The following is an 18,012-nucleotide window of genomic DNA, read 5'->3' on the forward strand; positions in this document are numbered from 1 at the left end:
TAAATATAAGGGGGAGGCATGAGTCATAGTTTTGTCGATATCGTAAATAATCCTGCATATAATGAAAAATCCTTGGCGCTGGTAGTCGCAGGGACTGCTGAGATAGCGCGGAATGTCATAGATTCACTAATTAATGGTGGTTATTTCGTAGTTTTTACATGGTTCAGTAATGAAACCGCCGTTAGTGATATGAAGCATCGGTACCAAAGTGCTGTCTTGCCAGTTCGCTTGGATTTGACATCTGAGCAAGACGTCGTGCAGTTTTGTGCTGCCTTAGAAAATGTTAGAATTGAGATAGCTATCTACTGTGCTGGTTATAACCCGGCATGTTTGTGCGATGAGCTGGAACCCGAAAATATTAACGCCATCACTCGTCTTAACTATCTGTCAGCCGTGCTGATTTTCAATATGGTAGTCAAAACGATGAAGCAGTATAAAGAAAATGAGACCAAGCTGGTATTTATCAGTTCGGTGGCCGCAAAAAAAATCAGAGTGGGTAACTCTTTATATGGCTCGACAAAGGCAGCTATGGAAAGATATCTCTCCGGCATTGCACTGGAAATGGGCCGATTCAATATCAGAACGCTGTGCGTAAGCCCTGGTTATATCAAGACAAAGATGCTTCAGGACTATTGTGCAAAAGAAGGAAGAAGTATTGCTAGCATAGAAAAAACCATCCCAATGAGGAAAATGTTGGCTGCCGAAGATGTTGCGAGTGCTGTCAATGCATTTATTAACGGTAAAATTATTACTACAGGCGTTTCATTAACGATCGGGAATGGTGAGGGGATTATCTAATGTATATTACAACAATTAGCCAGATTTTTAAAGATGTCATGTATCTTGATGAGTCAGAAGAGCTTGATCCGCACAAGTCGCTATTCTCTGATTACGGAATGACTTCGATTGATTATATTGATTTTGTCTTCGAGTTAAAAAAGCACTTCAAGGTTGATGTTAGCCCTGAAAGCCTTTGGCCGGTAAATAAATGGGCCACTACAGAAGCATTTTACTCATTTGATACCAAAGAGTGGACTAGCGAAGGTGTTGCTAAAATCAATGACCTGCTGGGGTTAAAAGAATATGAATCGATTGATAAGAAAATCCAGTTTAAAGAACTCTACTCCTATTTCACGCTGAATTATATCAACCAGCGTATATCAGTTTTAAAGCGCAACTAGCATGACGGAAAGGGTCTATATAAAAAACTATGGTGTGTATCAGCAATTCGCGCCTAATAGTGCAGCGCTGAGCCAGCTGCTCAGCACTGCGGATGACATTAATCCTTGTGATATGGACTATTACCACTTTTCGACACCGTCTATGATAGACAAGAAGCTGGTCAGCAGAGAAGACCGCTCAGTGCTAAATGATATGTCAAAAATGGTAATCAATGCGCTGATAGATTTTCAAAGTAAAGATTGCCTGACGGAGCATGCAAAAGCCTTTCTATATACTGCATGCGATAGTGAAGACCGCAGCTTTGATTTGCTTTTTGAAATTTGCCGTAAATATAAGGACGATGGTTCCGTCTGGAAGCATATCCAGCAGTATAAGGAGATAAATAATCCTCTGAATACGTTACGATTGTTGCCAACAAATGTGTTGTATCACATCTCAAAATTGTTACTTGATCATGAGGAAGGGATGCCGTTACGTGCTGCATCATTAAGTGGCCTAGTTGCATTGAAATTGGCTTATGCTGACATCGCTAATATAATTGCAAAAGAGCGAGCGATGGTTGTTAGTGCAGCAAATATGCTGAGCTTCGATAGTCTGACTGTCTTTAAAAAATTCGGTGAAATTCGACAAAGTGATAAAGATATTTCTGGTATTATCCCGAGTTGGGGGGCGGCAGTGATGTCTTTAGACAATAACAGTTGCGATGCGCTAGCTGAATTAATCTCTGTGACTATTCGTTATTGCCCTAAAGTCAGTTTTGGAGAACGGGACTGGGAAAGCCTGTTGAGTAAACAACGGACGCAACAGGGGGAACCTGATGTTATTGTTAGTTATAACAACGGTATTCGTATGCAACAAATAGCTGAATATTCAGCGCTAGAGAAATTTTTTCCAGGGATACCGGTTGTTAACTATAAATCTAAAACTGGGTACACTGGAAAACTCAATAACATACTGGATATTTTATGCTGTCTTAATGATCCTGCGATTCCCTCGGGGGCCCGAGTTATGCTGACTGGTGCGGCTATCAATTATGGTATCGGAAATATTTGGATAATTAAACACTAAGGGGAGCTTTACAATGAATACCCATTTTGATGCAGATACATTATGTATTAGTGCATATGGGGCTGTTACGCCATTAGGCAGCCATTTGGATGAAATTCACGCCTGCTTTATGCATGGGAAAAGTGGTATACGGAAGATTAAAAAATTTGATCACCAGTATTTTCAAACTCATGAAGCTGGGATTCCTATAGAAGGTAATGAGTTGCTACGCTGGCCTAAAAAAAAATCCTTCAGAAACGGCGAGCTTTTTTATGCGGACTTAGCAGCAAAGAGACTGCATGAACGACTGCATTTGCAGGAATATTATCCAGCAGAAGATATTGGCTGTATTGTAGGGATTGATGAATCGGCAATCGATATTGAAAAGTCTATCAGTTTTGCGGACAAGGTTCCCGCCGACGCGGATAAGCAATGCTTGATCGATGTCGCGCTAGAACATTTTAAAATTAATGAGTTTTTTGATCTCGATACAACTGCGGTTCTAAAAACGATACATGAAATTATCCCGTTTGCGGGCCTCAGCTTTGCCCTTCTAGGCCTTTGTTCTGCATCAACGCAAAGTATCGGCCTCGCGATGCGAGCCATCCGCAATGGTGAAGTTAAAGCGGTGATTTGCGGCGGTGTTTCTGCGAAAGTCACCCCGCTGAATCTTGCGCGATTAGAAGAAATGGGAGTGATATCAACTGATCAAAACTACTGTGGACCACGGCGTTCGCGGCCTTTTGACCGGCATCGCAGCGGATTTGTTTTAGCGGAGGGTGCAGGTTTGTTCGTTATTGAAAAATTATCTAACGTACTGGCGCGGCAGCATGAGCCGTTGGCCTATTTATTGGGTTACGGCGGTGCACTTTGTGCACAGCATATTGTAGCGCCGCATAAAGATGATCTCGAAATGCAACTGTCGATGGAACGAGCCATCGAACATGCGGGTATTGACTGTACCGCTATTGATTTTGTGAATACACATGGGACATCGACAGTACAAAATGATCAGCACGAAGCCAGTGCAATCAGAATGGTTTTTGGCGCGCACAACCCAGCGATTGTGGCGACAAAATCTTGGCACGGGCATCTGATTGCTGCTGCCGGTGCGATGGAAATTTTGTGTGTACTGGTTTCTTTTCGGAACAATGTTTTGCCTAAAATTTTGAATTGTGATGAAATCGATCCTCAATTGCCTGCTGGCATTGCGCTTGTGAGGGAGCATCAGTACCGACCGCTTAAATACGCATTGAAAAACTCATTTGGTATGGGTGGTGGCGCAAGCAGCTTGGTTTTAGGGAATCCACAATATTTGTAAGGGACACCTCATGTTAACAATATATTCCTTATTAGAAAGAAACTGGCAAGTGATTTATCATCACAGTCATTATTCGGCAGAGGATGTCAGCATGATGACAAAAGGGTGTGCAGATACCGTAGTTAGATATTTTCGTGATCGCCCGCAAGAGGAGCAAAATAAGCTGTTTGTTTTTGTGATTAGAAATAATTTCGAAGGTCTGATCAGCTATTTTGTTGCGTCTGTGCTAAAATTGAAAGCTTGGATCGTCAGTATTCATGATTTAGACATTGTTGATATGCTAGTTGATGCCGATTGCATTGCGGCTGTTGTAATGAGCCATGAAGTCAGGAATATTAGTATCATCAGTCACCGGATTAATATCGCGTTTGATCATTGTCTTTCAACTGTGAACGAAAATCTGGCTGATTTTACAGCATATCCGTGCGCGCATTTCTATTTTTGTACCTCCGGAACAACCAGTAAGCCGAAGTTGATTCAATATCATGAAAATATTCTGATTGAGAATGCCATCGCGGTGAGCCAATCTCTTGGACTAAGTAATGAAGATTGCTCATTGTGTTATTTCCCGGTGCAGTATATGTATGGTCTCTCTACTATGCTATGTGCCTTCTTATCGGATAGCAAACTGGTATTTGAAAAATTTCAAATAAGTAATATTGTTGAACTCGTTTCGCACTACAGCATTACCAACTTGCCTTTAATCGGTGACTGGATGCTGGAAGTAAGCGACATTTTTACCAAAAGCCGAATCCATGTGCAAAATATCTTGAATGCATCCGATCGTTTGCTTACCGTACAAGCATCGGGCATCCTCTCATCATGCACGACGTTATGGAATAACTTCGGTCAGACCGAATCCGGACCGCGCTTGTTTCATAATAAGATCTGCTCGCTACGCGATATTGAAAGAACCAGTAAATATGGCGTTGTGGCACCGGGTAAGGTTCTGGTGAGTGATATAAAAATTGATTTGCGCCCCATTGATCGGGCGGATGCTTCTGATTCAGTGCGCCGTATGTTTTATAAAACGCCTTTCGCGTGTGATGGTTATGTTGATAGTTCCTTGCAATTAAAGCCGCGTGATGAATGGTTTGATTCCGGCGACCTGTTTGTTAAAGATGAATCCGAATGCTATTACTGGATAGCTAGAGCCGTTAATGAATTTAAACACAATGGTAAGTTTATCCCAGTTCAACTGATTTCAAATGACATTATTAAGTATGCCGGATGTTTAAGACATTACTTTTCAAAAGCACAGAACGGCGATCTTTATCTCAACCTTGATATGTCGGCAAATAGTGAGCAGGTTAAAGTCGTTACTAAACTATTAACTGATAAATGGTATCAGTATGCATTTAAAGTAAATATCAGAAAAATTGTCACGACAAATACAGGGAAAATAAAATGTACCGTGTAGATAAAGCTCATAGTATGAGCAGAGTGTATGTTAATCGCCGTGCAAACAATTATCTGTGCATTGTGAGCCATTCTTTTTATACCTATTTTTTGGCTATTGATAGGCTTCATCGTTATTTGCCTGTATCGACGAAACGTACATCGAGAATGATATTGCAACGTGAAATGGCGAAGGTACTTTTTATCGATATATTTAAACGGATTTTGCCAGATGTAAAGATGTCACACAGTTCTGTGAGCCATGGACGGAGTAAAAGTATTATGTTGGTTAATAACGATCCGCGGATTCGGTCTGTCGGGGTTGATATCGAATTTATTGAGAAAAAAAAACTACCGAGACCATTTATGCTAGATTACTGTGAAAAATGCGCGGACTTTCCAGCAGGGCAGGTGCTGGATAATCGTCTATGCACCACAATATTTAGCTGCATGGAGAGCTTGTATAAGGCATTATGCGCCATCTCGGCGTGCACTTTTGATATAAATGATTATTTTTTAGTTGAACATGATAGGACGCGATGTGTTTTTCGGTACGTTGGGAATATATTTACGTTTAAAGGGATGACATTTATTTGTAACTGCTATTATCTTTGTCAATCTGTGATAACCGTTGTTTTGCTGGATGCATGTTTGCAATCAATTATTTTAGATGACTTCTTATATGAGGACGTAACCGTTTCTATACCCAGTTAGTTTTTAACGAGTTTATGGCAATGCCATAACTAGCTTCATTTAGAGAAATATGTGATGAATGATTTACTGGTAAATATCACCCCTGAGCACTATGAAAGGTATGCTACTGAAGGTACATCATCGTGGAATGCGTATTTGATAGAAAGAATTCTGGAAGAAGCATCTGGTGTTACTTCTGCGAAGAAAAAAATTCTCGATATTGGCATGGGAACTGGCTACATGCTTTTCAAGCTTTACCGCTTCCAAAAACTCACAGACTATTCCTTTTACGGGTTTGATATTGATCCCCGTATGGTTCAGTTTTGTGTTAAAAAATGTACGGAGTTAAAATACCAGCATGCATTCAACATTATTGAAGACAGCGTCAGCAATTTACCGTTTCCCGATAACTCCTTTTCAATGATTTATGCCCGTTCCGTAATTCATCACTGGGCTGAACCTAAAAAAGGATTACAGGAGTTGTGCCGTGTTTTAGATCGCGGCGGTCGTATTATCATCCATGAACCCCTAGCTGATGCAGAAGAAACAGCACTGGGTGTTTTTAACCAATCACGTCGTGAATGCGGTGTGGCAGCTATGTTCACAGAAGAAAAATTTACATTAGCCGGTATCACCGATTTTTTATATGGCTGCGATCTTAGTGAGATGAGCTGGACAGTGGCATGTGGAGAAGGTCTAGCAGCTCTGGGTTGTGCAATTTTCATTAAAAAGGTCTGAGTTATCATGGATTATTTCTGTGCTGAAATGTATGCAAAAATGCAACCACGTATAACGGCAATAACTGGCTGCCATGCACTCGATTACATTGCTTTCCGCGATTTGGTTAGGATAAGTACACGCGTTTATTCGACCACTGGTGATAGTGGTTCTTTGACTCAAGTGGACTCTGCGGGTGAACACTTACCGATGCTGATTAGTGCTACAAGCGGCATCACTGGGGCGATGAAAATGGCCAACGTTCGTTTAAAATTCTGTAAGGAAGGGATCAGCTCATCAGAGCGCAATTTAATTCGTAACCTGCGCGCGCGGCAGGTTTTTTCCCCAGGGGATGTCGTTGGCAACCTGTTTACGATTAATCTGTTTTCATCTTTACACTACTTGGCGTGTGAAATTTTAAAAAATTGCCGTGCACATGTTGTGCCGGTTGGCGATATTGCTCTGCTGCTGAAGAATCATTTCGAGTTTCTGGCTGAAATACGGCTCTCGGTACTGTTTGGTGTGCCCAGCACCATCGTTCAGTTCGTTGAAGCCATGCTCAGCCTTGGGGTTCCACTGGCAATTAAAAAAGTGGTCTTTACTGGTGAATCGATGCTGAGCGTGCATGAAAACTATCTGCGCGAGATGCTGGGCGCCGATCTGCGGATAATTGGTTTATATGGTTTGTCGGAGTGCGGTTTCATTGGTATGTCCGCCGAAGGGCGGCTTAATCGGTACCTACTCTTCAGCGATGATTTCTTCTTTGAATATGAAGATAAGAGAGGACTGCTAGTGACATCGCTGGATCCCGATGCCTCGCGCAAACTTATCAGATACTCCGTGGGCGATATGGGCACATTATCCGTTGAAAATGGTGACCTCTATTTTGAAGGTATTAAACGCAATGCTGTTGATTTTAATTTCATGGGAAATTTGATTAGCCATGAAAAAATATTCAAAATTATTAATCGAAGGTTGCCCGATGTGATTGTTCAAATTGTATTGTCTTTATCCGCGGATAGACAAGAGATTATGGATATTAAAATCTGCCGCGAAGTATTTCACAACCTTGATTTGTCCGAACTAACTGAGGAAATCTATCATTTGCCGGATATTTATGAAGCCTATATGAAAAAGCGCGGGCGTATTAATCTCACCCTCGTCGAATATAGCGATTTGCTTTTCTCACCCAGAGGGAAATGCCTGCTAGTTTATGACGCAAGGGAGTCCTGTAATGCAACTTGATAATTTGTGTAATGAAATTGTATCAGGGAATTCGCATACGATAAATGTCAACATCAGGTTTTATAGCGTGTCACCGGAGCAGCAGGAGTAAATCATGTCAGATGATGTTATTGATAATTATGGTTTAGATAATAACGCATTGTTTATTCGTGGATGTAATTTGATTGATATTGCCGATGAAAACCGTTATTTGCAGAACGCATGGTTTGTACTGACCGGCAACCTTCTTAATGAAGAACAGATGGATCGGCTGATTCAGAATGCTAACGCCGAACTGCAAAAGACGAACCCTACAGCCAAACTGCAGGCGATGCATCAACTGATCAATGTATTGCCATCTTTGAGTTTAACGCAGCGATTTATGATGTTATTATCGCAAGTTGAGGTTTCTGCGGCTCAGGGTAAGGTCATGGCTCCCGTAAGCGACGGTGGTTGTCTTAAAATTATCTTGCTGATGCCGTGGATTATTGCATTGGCGTGCTCTTCCCAACAGTTTTCCGATTTGCCGGCGATCGAAAATTGCAATACCTTGGAGCTTGCTTTTTGGTTAGTATTAACTAGCAAGGAAGCTTCTTCCGACTGGGATATTAATGTGCTTTGCGGGTGCATGTCTCTACTGCTGGGCGGGTTTGGTACTGTGACACCCACAACCACCATGGTAAGATTTATTATCAGTACCAAGAGCGACGTCATTTCTGCACTAATCGGTGGGTTTAGTGCCATTGGCTCCGTGCATATGGGAGCCTGCAAATATGCTATCATGCGACTTTCTGGTGTCCTCCATGAGATTGAAGCCGGGAATCTTAAGGCGGCGGTAACGCATTATTGCAAAGACAAACCCTGGCCAAGGTTTGGTCATCCGATTATGCAATGGGATGTCCGGGTTGATTTCTTTTTTTCACGCTTTCAGGTGCCTATGTGCCCCTTCAGTTCGCTTGTGCGATCTATTTCGGACAATACAGGACTGCAACCCAATGTCGATTTTCTAATTGCAAGCATCATGAGCAAACATCGGGCTTCTCCTGAGCTGGGATTGTTGGCTTTTTTCGTTTGTCGTATGCCTATACTTCTCGCGCACTATCAAGCGCGGTTTAGCACTCATTCCTTCAGTTTATCATCAAAGGATTTAAGAGAAAAATATAAAAAGGTCTCCCAATTATGGCTATAAAGCATCACACCGAGCCAAATTTCTTGGGTATATGTCAGAGTATCACCTTAATCACACCGATGCGTGCTTACGGGCAAATCGATATTTCTCACTGGGAGTTAGCCCATAACTATTTGAAACAGGGCTTGTTACTCGAAGCCTTGCATCAGTTTTCAGTTCGATTCGCCACCATGGTGGCTAAAAACTCGGATCTCACTTATCGCTATCTCCCTGTTATGGTTGAACAGTTTTTCTCTACCACCCATTTTGATAGCGATCGGTTATGCGTTGAAGGACATATTGAACGCATTAATGAGGCCTATCGTATTCACTGTAAGGCTAGCACATATGACAATGGAAAGGCCGTTATTGCGCAGGCAATCATCATGGTCAGTAAAGTCTGCTTCCTTGGCTCGTGTTCTCAGAAAGTCGCTCTTCCATTACTAGGCGATTTATGTAAGATTTCTTCCGTAACCGGAGATTCTTGTACTTTTTCCTTTAATGCGCATCACCCGCTTTTTGAGGAACATTTCCCCTCCCACGCCGTATGTCCTGGTTCACTATTGATTGAGATGGTTCTGGCTTTGGCCACGCAGGGTAGGGCGAAAAATATCGCATCTGTTGCGCTGAAAAAAGTAAAGTTCATTGAAGCAGTTTATCCGGGAGATACCTATCAGTTGACCATTAAACAGGATACAGAGTGTGAACTGGGTGGCGTTTTTTATATTCATACGGAAACTAAAAAACGAAGCACTTGCGGTAAGTTTTCTATCAAATATAAAAAGGAGGATGCGCCATGTTTAACATAATAATCTCTTTTATTCCGTGGAGTATTTACTCCTGGGTTATCAATGGAAACTTTTTAACTCTGGTCGAACGCTCTCTCATCTTAACTGTGATTTTATTGTTCATTATTGCTGTGAATATTAAAATTGTCCGGCAGGGAGAACCCGTGATGATTACTAACATTCTGACAGTTATTGTCCTGTTTGTTAATTATTTCGCTGGATGGTCTACACTTTTACTGAACTACCCCACAGTTTTTTGCTATCTGTCACTTGCTCTGGTTTCATTGATTAGCTTGCTGGTAAAGAAACCCTTTACCATTTTTTATGCCAGTGCTGGTGTTTCTGAAGAAAAACGCAAACATATCCTATTTTATCTCATCAATAAATATATTACATGGATTTGGGTAATCATCTTTTTTGCCAATGGTCTTCTAGTGGCTTTTTTTACATGGACCCCCCAGATTTGGTTAATCACTATGGGTTTAATTTGTACTGGTATTCTTTTTTCTAAATATCTTCCTAACATCATGCAATATTTTTATCGCATCAAACATCATGGAGCATAATATGTCATTGTTTAACATTCTGACCGGAACCCCTTTATGGGCTTGGATTTTGCTTATTTTTCTCATTGCGAGGGGAATAATCGCATTGAAAGATAGGGAAACGAAGGTTTACCGCCTTTTTCTCTTGCCGTTAGTCTTTCTTTTTTTGGGCGCAAGCGATGTGATTAACCAGCTGGCTTTCCCACGCTGGGGAGCAATCGCAATGTTGGCAGGGCTGATGATCGGCTTTGGCGTTGGCTGGTTGCTCTGGCGTGCTACTGCGCGTTTAAAAATCAAAGAGGGAACGGATTTCATTATTCTGCCTGGTACGCCGTTGACGCTGACATTTATTCTTATCGCTTTTGTCATCAAATTCACATTGATTGTTTTTCTCAAGGTTGTACCTGATTTGAAATATGCATTTGATTTTAACCTTCTTTTTGGTCTTTTAAGTGGGTTCACTGGTGGTGTGTTTTGGGGCGGCACATTAAATTTATATATAACATTTCGAAAGAATCCAAATTAATCCCTATACCATTAGCTGTGGGGGCTTCCCATTAGAACTATCTCAATAGAAGCTTATACCTAACAACAACGCTGCATACAAATGCAGCGTTGCCTCGTAGTTTCAGATTTTTTTTATCCCAGCGCGTGAATAGGTGAGGGAAGTGATATATCTGACTATGCCCCCTTGGGGGAAGAGCGAGCCTAAAGGTTTAGAATGCTATGAGTTTGAGCTAGCTGGACTTTGAGCAGATGGTTTATCGCTCATGGGAAATCATTTTGTTTTACGATTCAAAAAGAGGATAGTGATGGTCTCATTGGCGTAGGTGGGCAAGAAAACTGTTAGCTTGGCAATGCGTCAACAATTTGTAGAGCTATGTTGTGGACCCCCTACGCAAAGAGGTTGCTATGATGGCATGATGCTTTTGTCAAGCATTATGATATGGTAGGAACCGGTATTTAAGGGTGCAACTGCGGTCACTGTACGATCCAGTAGCATTACGTCTGAGTATTTAGGAGCGGTAGACTCTGTACAGGCTACGCGTACAATATGTGAAGCACGCTTGTGGGAATCAGTGTGCCATTATTGCGTTGTGCATGCAACCCTCTAGCTAGTACTTCATTGGTAAGGTTGTTTTTTGAAGCTGATTAATTATCTGTGTGTTTTTTAAGAGAACGTTAGCACTGATGTATCGCGTGCCGTATCAAGAAATCTTCCAAAAAAAATTATTAAAAATACTAAAAATATATGTGCAAGATGAACAAATGCTTGCTGAGGATATTGTATCAACGACTGTAGCTGCTTAAGGGCACATAATCTTGGGGGGCATAATGTTGTACAAAAAATCATGAAGTCCAAAAAACTCGTAAAGGTGCATTGCACTTCTCCTTTGAGAATTTGGCATCTCCTCTTAGCTTAATACGTTCTCATTATGATAAACCCCTTGGTTCTCCTGAACACCCGCTTGTCATGCGTTTTTCTGCTGATGCTCAAGAGATCTTTCGTGAGTGGATGCAAAAGATTTTTAAAAAAGCTAAAGAGAATAACCTTTCTGAAAGCTTACAATCGCATCTTTTAAAAATACCAAAGACCCATAGCAAGCCTTGCGTTGATTTTTGAACTTCTTGATAGTGGTCGTTTTGAAATTGGACTCTATGCCCTTCAAACAGCTTTGCGTTGGGAAAAATATCTGATAAGCCATGCAAAATGTCTTTATGCGGCGAATGATACATTAACAGCAGAGCGTGCAAAATTAATTGTCGAGCGCTGTGATCATTTACCCGATGTTTTTACTTTACGTGATATTCATCAAAGAAGTTGGATCGGTTTAACAGATAATAGAGCCGTTAAGCAAGCTTTAGAGCTCTTATGTCGCTCCAATCATATTCGTCAAATAGCAAGCGAAAATAGCTCTCAAGGCGGTCGACCTACCATACGTTATGAATGGCACCCTTTCGTTAAAAACAACAGCATCAAACAATGAAGTCATTGTAATCTTTTGTTATCCTTAAAACCTTCAAAGATCTTATCGTACCAACAGAGGGTTTACAAAGTATCTTTGAGGGTTTTTGTTTTATAATTTTTTAAAGAAGAAACATGCTCCTTTTATCTTGTGTCAAAGATATCCAAAACACAATCTCTATAGGTTTTGAAGGGGTTTTGAGTTTTGACGGTTGCCTCTTTTAGATAAAAAACGATAAAAATTAAAAATGTTATTTTTCAATAGGTTAAGATTTTACAGATCTTAAAAAAACAACTCATATTGATAACACAACCTATAAATTCAACTAATAATATACGTTTTGAGGGGGTTTTGACGGTTTTTACACCTTCAAAACCTATAAGAAAAATTCACCATAAAACCTATCAAAATACTCATTATGATATTTTAAAGCACATAACGAATTTGTCTTTTTTCCATAAAACGAATAGCAAATTTCACTACTTTACTGATCTTATCCCATGTCATGGGCTGTTGATAAGCAGCCTTAAAGACCCCTTTTGAAAAAAAATATCGGCTTTTTTAGCAGTTTTTTCCCATTTTTATCGATATTTTCTTTAAGTACATTTAATTGAATTCGTTTTGATTCTTTTGATGATTATTGATCATATCATAAGGCAAGGGATTTTTATTACAATATGCTTCAATCTATTAAGTCTGATAATTAACACGTCACTTTACGCTCTCTGTTGGAATATTATCGTCAACAAGCTAAATCACTTCGTGAATTAGGAACAGTGTTTGAAAACCTTGTCATAGCTTACTTGACGAAAGACCCTCTCCATTATGGACGCTACGAAAAGGTTCAAACCTATTATGAATGGGCGCAAAAGCGTGAAGGTTGGAATAAAAATGATATCGGTATTGATTTGGTGGCTAAGCTTCGTCATCAAGAGAGTTATGTCGCTATTCAATGTAAGTTTTATCAAGCAGACCATCAGATCAGTAAAAAGGATATTGATAGCTTTATCGCAGCATCTGGAAAAGATATCTTTAAATATCGTCTTCTCGTTGATAGCACGGAAGTAGAATTAAGTGAGAATGTGAATGCCATGATTAAAGGACAAGCGATACCCGTTTATCGTATTGACCTTCGTCATATGGAAAACAGTCGGATAGATTGGCAAATATTTGCAACAGAACAAGAAGTTCTTCTGAAATCAACAAAAGAGCCTCGTCCCCATCAAGAAGAAGCCATCAAGAAAGTCTGTGAAGGTTTAAAAGAAGCAGACCGTGGCAAGCTGATTATGGCATGTGGAACGGGGAAGACTTTCACTAGCCTTAAGATAGCAGAACACATAGCAGGAAAAGGCAAGCGTGTTTTGTTTCTGGTACCTTCTCTGGCTTTAGTTTCGCAAACGATCCGTGAATGGACAGCCGATACACAAGTCCCGTTGCGTTCCTTTGCCTGTGTGTTCGGATACAAAAGTAGGCAAGCGTCGTAAAAATCAAGATGATATTGTTGGCATGGAAACATCAGATCTTGTTCTCCCTGCTACCACGGATGCTCAAGCCCTTGCTAAAGAAGCGCGTGGAAACCTAGTAGACGCAATGACGGTAGTCTTTTCAACTTACCATTCAATCCAAGTGATTTCGGATGCGCAAAAGAAATATGCTTTACCGGAATTTGATCTGATCATCTGTGATGAAGCACACCGTACCACTGGAGCTGTGTTAGGAACAGACAAGAGTGAATCTGAGTTTATCAAGGTTCATAATAATAGCCTTATTCGGGGAAAGAAACGTCTGTATATGACAGCAACACCTCGTATCTTTAGTGATAATGCCAAAAAACAAGCTAATGAGATTGATGCCGTTCTGGCTTCTATGGATGATGAAGAGCTTTATGGAAAAATCCTTTATTCTTATAGTTTCTCCCATGCTGTAAAAAATGGACTTTTAACGCCTTACAAGATTATCGTTTTAGGTGTTGATGAAGGAGAAGTGAGTAAATCTATCCAGCATCTGATGACAGATGAGAATTATGAACTTATTCTTGATGATAGAACAAAGATCATGGGTTGTTATCAAGCTCTTACCAAAATGGATCTGAAAATTGATCTTGGAGATGATACAAGACCCATGCATCGGGCTTTGGCTTTTTGTAGAGATATTGATACTTCTGAACGCATTCGTGACACATTCAATGATGAAGAAGTTAAGAAAGATTTACGTGATCTTCATGAAAACCATAAAAATATTCCCCCTCTTAACTGTCAAGTAGATCATATTAATGGAAAATCTGGTGCCAAAAACCGTACGATAAAACTTGATTGGTTGAAAGAAGATGCGGGTGAGAATGTCTGCCGTATATTAACCAATGTACGCTGCCTTTCAGAAGGTGTTGATGTTCCTTCCCTTGATGCGGTTATGTTTTTACACCCGCGTAAAAGCCAAGTGGATGTGATACAAGCAGTAGGACGTGTGATGCGTCGTGCAAAAGGCAAAAAGATGGGCTATATCATTTTGCCGGTTGGTGTTCCTGCTGGTGTTTCACCAGAAGAGGCATTAAAAAACAATAAGAGATACAGTGTTGTCTGGCAAGTTCTCAATGCTTTGCTTGCCCATGATGAGAATTTTAGTAAAACCCTTAACCAGATGGTCTTAGGACAAGACGTAAGCTCTATCATCGACATTGTTACAGTTTCTAAAAAGACCGAATTAGAGAATGTCACCACGGTTATTAACGAAATCCCGCTCCACGAAAAATCAGAAAAATCCGGACTTTGTATTGGGACACAAGCTCATGAACCGCAACATAGTCATAGCGTAACAGGAAGATTACCCTTTTTTGTTGAGTTTCCCAATGCTCTCAAAACACTGATTGTTAAAAAATCTACTATGAGTGATTATTGGGGCATTTGGGCTGGCAATGTTGCTGAGATTGCACAAAACCATATCACACGCCTTCAAACTATGCTTTCTGATCAAACAAGCGAAGCTTATCATGCCTTTGATGCGTTTTATAAAGAATTAAAAAACAACTTAAACAGTGAGATAAAGCAAGAAGAAGCGATTGAGATGTTAGCGCAACATCTTGTGACGCGTCCCGTGTTTGAAGCCTTGTTTGAGGGCAATGAATTTGTACAAAACAATGCCATTTCGCAAGCAATGGAAAAAATCTTAACAGAACTCGATAAAACAAATATTGAGGAAGAATCCAAAGAATTACAAGAGTTTTATGACAGCGTAAAGTTCCGTGCCTCTGGCATTACAGAACCACAGGCAAGACAAAATCTTATTATCAAACTTTACGAAGATTTTTTTACCAAGGCATTTAAGAAAACCACGGATAGGCTTGGGATTGTTTATACCCCCGTTGAGGTCGTGGATTTTATCATTCATTCTGTTGATGATGTGTTGCGTAATGAGTTTGGAAAAAGCTTGGGGTCACGTGGAGTTTCTATTCTTGACCCTTTCACTGGAACGGGGACCTTTATCACAAGGCTTTTACAATCAAAGCTCATAAAACCAGAGGATATGGAATATAAGTTCCGTCATGATATCCATGCCAACGAGATTGTCTTACTAGCCTATTACATAGCAGCCATTAACATTGAATCGACTTATCATAGTTTGAAGAAAGGAGAGTATATTCCTTTCAAACATATTGGTTTAACCGATACATTCCGGATGCTGGAAAAACAAGATTTGATGAAAGGTTTATTAGAGGAAAACAGTGAATATTTAGAACTTCAGAAAAACCTCAATATTGAAGTTATCTTCGGCAATCCTCCTTATTCCGTGGGGCAAAAAAGCGAAAATGATAATGCAAAGAACAGCCCTTATCCCATATTAGATGAACGTATCCGTAAAACTTATGCTGCTCAATCGAAAGTAACGAATATACGAGCACTTTATGACAGTTATATCCGTGCTATCCGCTGGGCAAGTGACCGTATAAAAGACCATGGTATTATTGGTTTTGTCACAAACGCAAGCTTTGTTAGTGGGCACTCTATGGATGGTTTACGAAAGTGCCTCGTTGAGGAATTTAGCAGCCTTTATATTTTCCATTTACGGGGTAACCAACGAACTTCTGGAGAACTTTCTCGAAAAGAAGGTGGTAAAATTTTTGGTTCTGGATCTCGAGCCCCTATAGCGATTTCCGTTCTCGTAAAAAATCCAAATGCACAACAGCGTGGTAAGATATATTTTCGTGATATTGGAGACTATCTCACGAGGCAAGAAAAGCTTACAATGATTGAATCCCTTGGAAGCATTGATGGTATTACACGGAGTAAACAAGGTTGGCAAATAATTACACCGGATAAGCATGGGGATTGGATAAAGCAACGTGATGACAGTTTTAAAAAAATTTTAGCTATAGGTGTTAAAAAAGGACATGATAAAAAGCTCTTTAAAATTTATTCCTGTGGTCTAAAAACAAACCGTGATGCTTGGGCATATAACTCAAGCTATAAGATTTTAGAAAATAATATGCATAATATGATTACTTTCTATAATAGCGAAGTAGAACGTTTTAATGATGCCTATCCACATGCTGATCATAAAATACGTGCAAATGCTGTAAACAATTTCATCAATGCAGATGAGAGCAAGATTAGCTGGAGCCATAATGTTAAACAAGAATTGGTAAGAGGAAAAATTCTTAAATTCGAAGATGCATGCCTCACGCAAAGTTTATATCGCCCTTTTACACGACAGTGGCTTTATTATAATCGTACTTTCAATGAGAGAGTTTACCAAACGCCGCGTATATTCCCAATGGAGAAAGCGGTTGAAAATAAAATCATACAAGTTACAGGCATAGGAGCAATGGTTGGCTTTTCTGCACTTATGACTAAGAATTTGCCTGATTTAGGTGTGATGAATGCTAGTCAATGCTTTCCACGATATTTCTATGAAGATGCTCCGGTTTCAAGAGACAAAAATGAAAAACAATCTCATTTATTTGCGAATTCTACAGAAGAAAGTAAAACAGTTGGTTTACAGAGGCGTGATGCCATTACTGATGAAGGATTAGCCCATTTTCAAGCGGCTTATCCGAATGAAAAAATCACTAAAGATAATTTGGTCTATTACGTCTACGGATTGTTACATTCGGAAGATTATCGTGCTCGTTATGCTGATAACCTCTCTAAAGAATTGCCTCGCATCCCTTGTGTAAAAAGCGCTGAAGATTTTTGGAAGTTTGTTAATGCTGGACATGAACTAGGGCATTTGCACGTGAATTATGAGACTGTAGAGCCTTATCCAGTGACCTTTAAAAAGGGTAATCCAAAACAAACAGAGATCTCTAATCCCGAAAAATTTTATTACGTTACAGAAATGAAATTCGCAAAAATTAAGAATAGTAAGGAAAAGGATAAATCTACAGTTATTTACAACAGCAATATCACAATAACAGACATCCCTCTTGAAGCTTATGAGTATATCGTTAATGGTAAACCCGCTCTTGAATGGGTTATGGAGCGTCAATGTGTAAAGACTGATAAAAAGAGTGGTATTGTGAATGATGCCAATCGTTATGCTGTTGAAACCGTTGGCAACCCTGCCTACCCTCTAGAGTTATTTCAAAGGGTTATTACCGTAAGTTTAGAAACAATGAAGATTGTTAAGAACTTACCAAAATTAGAAATAAGAGAAACTGAATAAGCTTATTAAAGCATGCTCACATAATGAGTGTGATAACCTTACAAGGGGTATAAGGTCTTATAACCATAATCTATACCTCTCTTGTTAGATTGCTTACATACAATCTTTAAAAGGAATGTTTATATGCATTATTCTAAAAAGAAATCATTTGCACTTTTAAATACTCTTATTTGGATTGCTTTAAAAGATTATACCGTAATCTAAAATGATAGCTTTATCCTTTTCAAAAGCTTTATTTAAAGAGGGTTATGTATATTCATTTTCTTATATTACTTATAGGTTTTGAATGTTTCTACCCCCCCAA

At 39.8% G+C, this 18,012-nt stretch carries 11 protein-coding genes and 2 pseudogenes; all 13 read left to right on the top strand.

Translation table 11 applies throughout. The annotated features are described in order from the left end of the window. Positions 1-18: 18 nt before the first annotated feature. The 13 genes and pseudogenes from ACFINZ_RS06755 (at position 19) to ACFINZ_RS06815 (ending at position 17,708) form a co-directional block, all read left to right on the top strand. A complete protein-coding gene (locus tag ACFINZ_RS06755; RefSeq protein WP_375680455.1) occupies positions 19-798 on the top strand; it encodes an SDR family oxidoreductase in 780 nt (259 codons plus the stop codon). Next, positions 798-1,181: an acyl carrier protein gene (locus ACFINZ_RS06760; protein ID WP_375680456.1), complete on the top strand. Its 384-nt coding sequence runs from the start codon at positions 798-800 to the stop codon at positions 1,179-1,181. Before ACFINZ_RS06755 ends, ACFINZ_RS06760 begins: the two co-directional genes overlap by 1 nt. A 1-nt stretch (position 1,182) precedes the next feature. After that, positions 1,183-2,250 (top strand): hypothetical protein, encoded by a 1,068-nt coding sequence (locus ACFINZ_RS06765; protein WP_375680457.1) that lies wholly within the window; start codon positions 1,183-1,185, stop codon positions 2,248-2,250. Positions 2,251-2,263: 13 nt separating this feature from the next. Next, positions 2,264-3,550, top strand: coding sequence for a beta-ketoacyl-[acyl-carrier-protein] synthase family protein (locus tag ACFINZ_RS06770; protein WP_375701262.1), 1,287 nt, complete (start codon positions 2,264-2,266; stop codon positions 3,548-3,550). Positions 3,551-3,560: 10 nt separating this feature from the next. Then, complete coding sequence (locus ACFINZ_RS06775; RefSeq protein WP_375701263.1) at positions 3,561-4,970, top strand: AMP-binding protein; 1,410 nt, start codon at positions 3,561-3,563, stop codon at positions 4,968-4,970. Between the two features lie 746 nt (positions 4,971-5,716). Beyond that, positions 5,717-6,379, top strand: a complete 663-nt coding sequence (locus ACFINZ_RS06780; RefSeq protein WP_375680460.1) for a class I SAM-dependent methyltransferase — start codon at positions 5,717-5,719, stop codon at positions 6,377-6,379. 6 nt (positions 6,380-6,385) lie between these two features. Beyond that, positions 6,386-7,603, top strand: coding sequence for a hypothetical protein (locus ACFINZ_RS06785; RefSeq protein ID WP_375701264.1), 1,218 nt, complete (start codon positions 6,386-6,388; stop codon positions 7,601-7,603). A gap of 94 nt (positions 7,604-7,697) precedes the next feature. Beyond that, on the top strand, positions 7,698-8,771 hold the full coding sequence (locus ACFINZ_RS06790) for a citrate/2-methylcitrate synthase (protein WP_375641076.1): 1,074 nt from the start codon (positions 7,698-7,700) through the stop codon (positions 8,769-8,771). Next, a complete protein-coding gene (locus ACFINZ_RS06795) occupies positions 8,762-9,559 on the top strand; it encodes a beta-hydroxyacyl-ACP dehydratase (RefSeq protein WP_375684197.1) in 798 nt (265 codons plus the stop codon). Before ACFINZ_RS06790 ends, ACFINZ_RS06795 begins: the two co-directional genes overlap by 10 nt. Beyond that, positions 9,547-10,104: a hypothetical protein gene (locus ACFINZ_RS06800; RefSeq protein ID WP_375641074.1), complete on the top strand. Its 558-nt coding sequence runs from the start codon at positions 9,547-9,549 to the stop codon at positions 10,102-10,104. Before ACFINZ_RS06795 ends, ACFINZ_RS06800 begins: the two co-directional genes overlap by 13 nt. Position 10,105: 1 nt before the next feature. Further along, on the top strand, positions 10,106-10,609 hold the full coding sequence (locus tag ACFINZ_RS06805) for a hypothetical protein (protein ID WP_375701265.1): 504 nt from the start codon (positions 10,106-10,108) through the stop codon (positions 10,607-10,609). Between the two features lie 894 nt (positions 10,610-11,503). Continuing rightward, positions 11,504-12,071 (top strand): annotated as a pseudogene (locus tag ACFINZ_RS06810) (DUF3987 domain-containing protein); the annotation flags it as partial. A gap of 704 nt (positions 12,072-12,775) precedes the next feature. After that, positions 12,776-17,708: pseudogene (locus ACFINZ_RS06815) on the top strand (DEAD/DEAH box helicase). Positions 17,709-18,012 lie beyond the last annotated feature (304 nt).

The organism is Bartonella sp. AA81SXKL, assembly GCF_042196945.1.
Taxonomy (GTDB): Bacteria; Pseudomonadota; Alphaproteobacteria; order Rhizobiales; family Rhizobiaceae; genus Bartonella.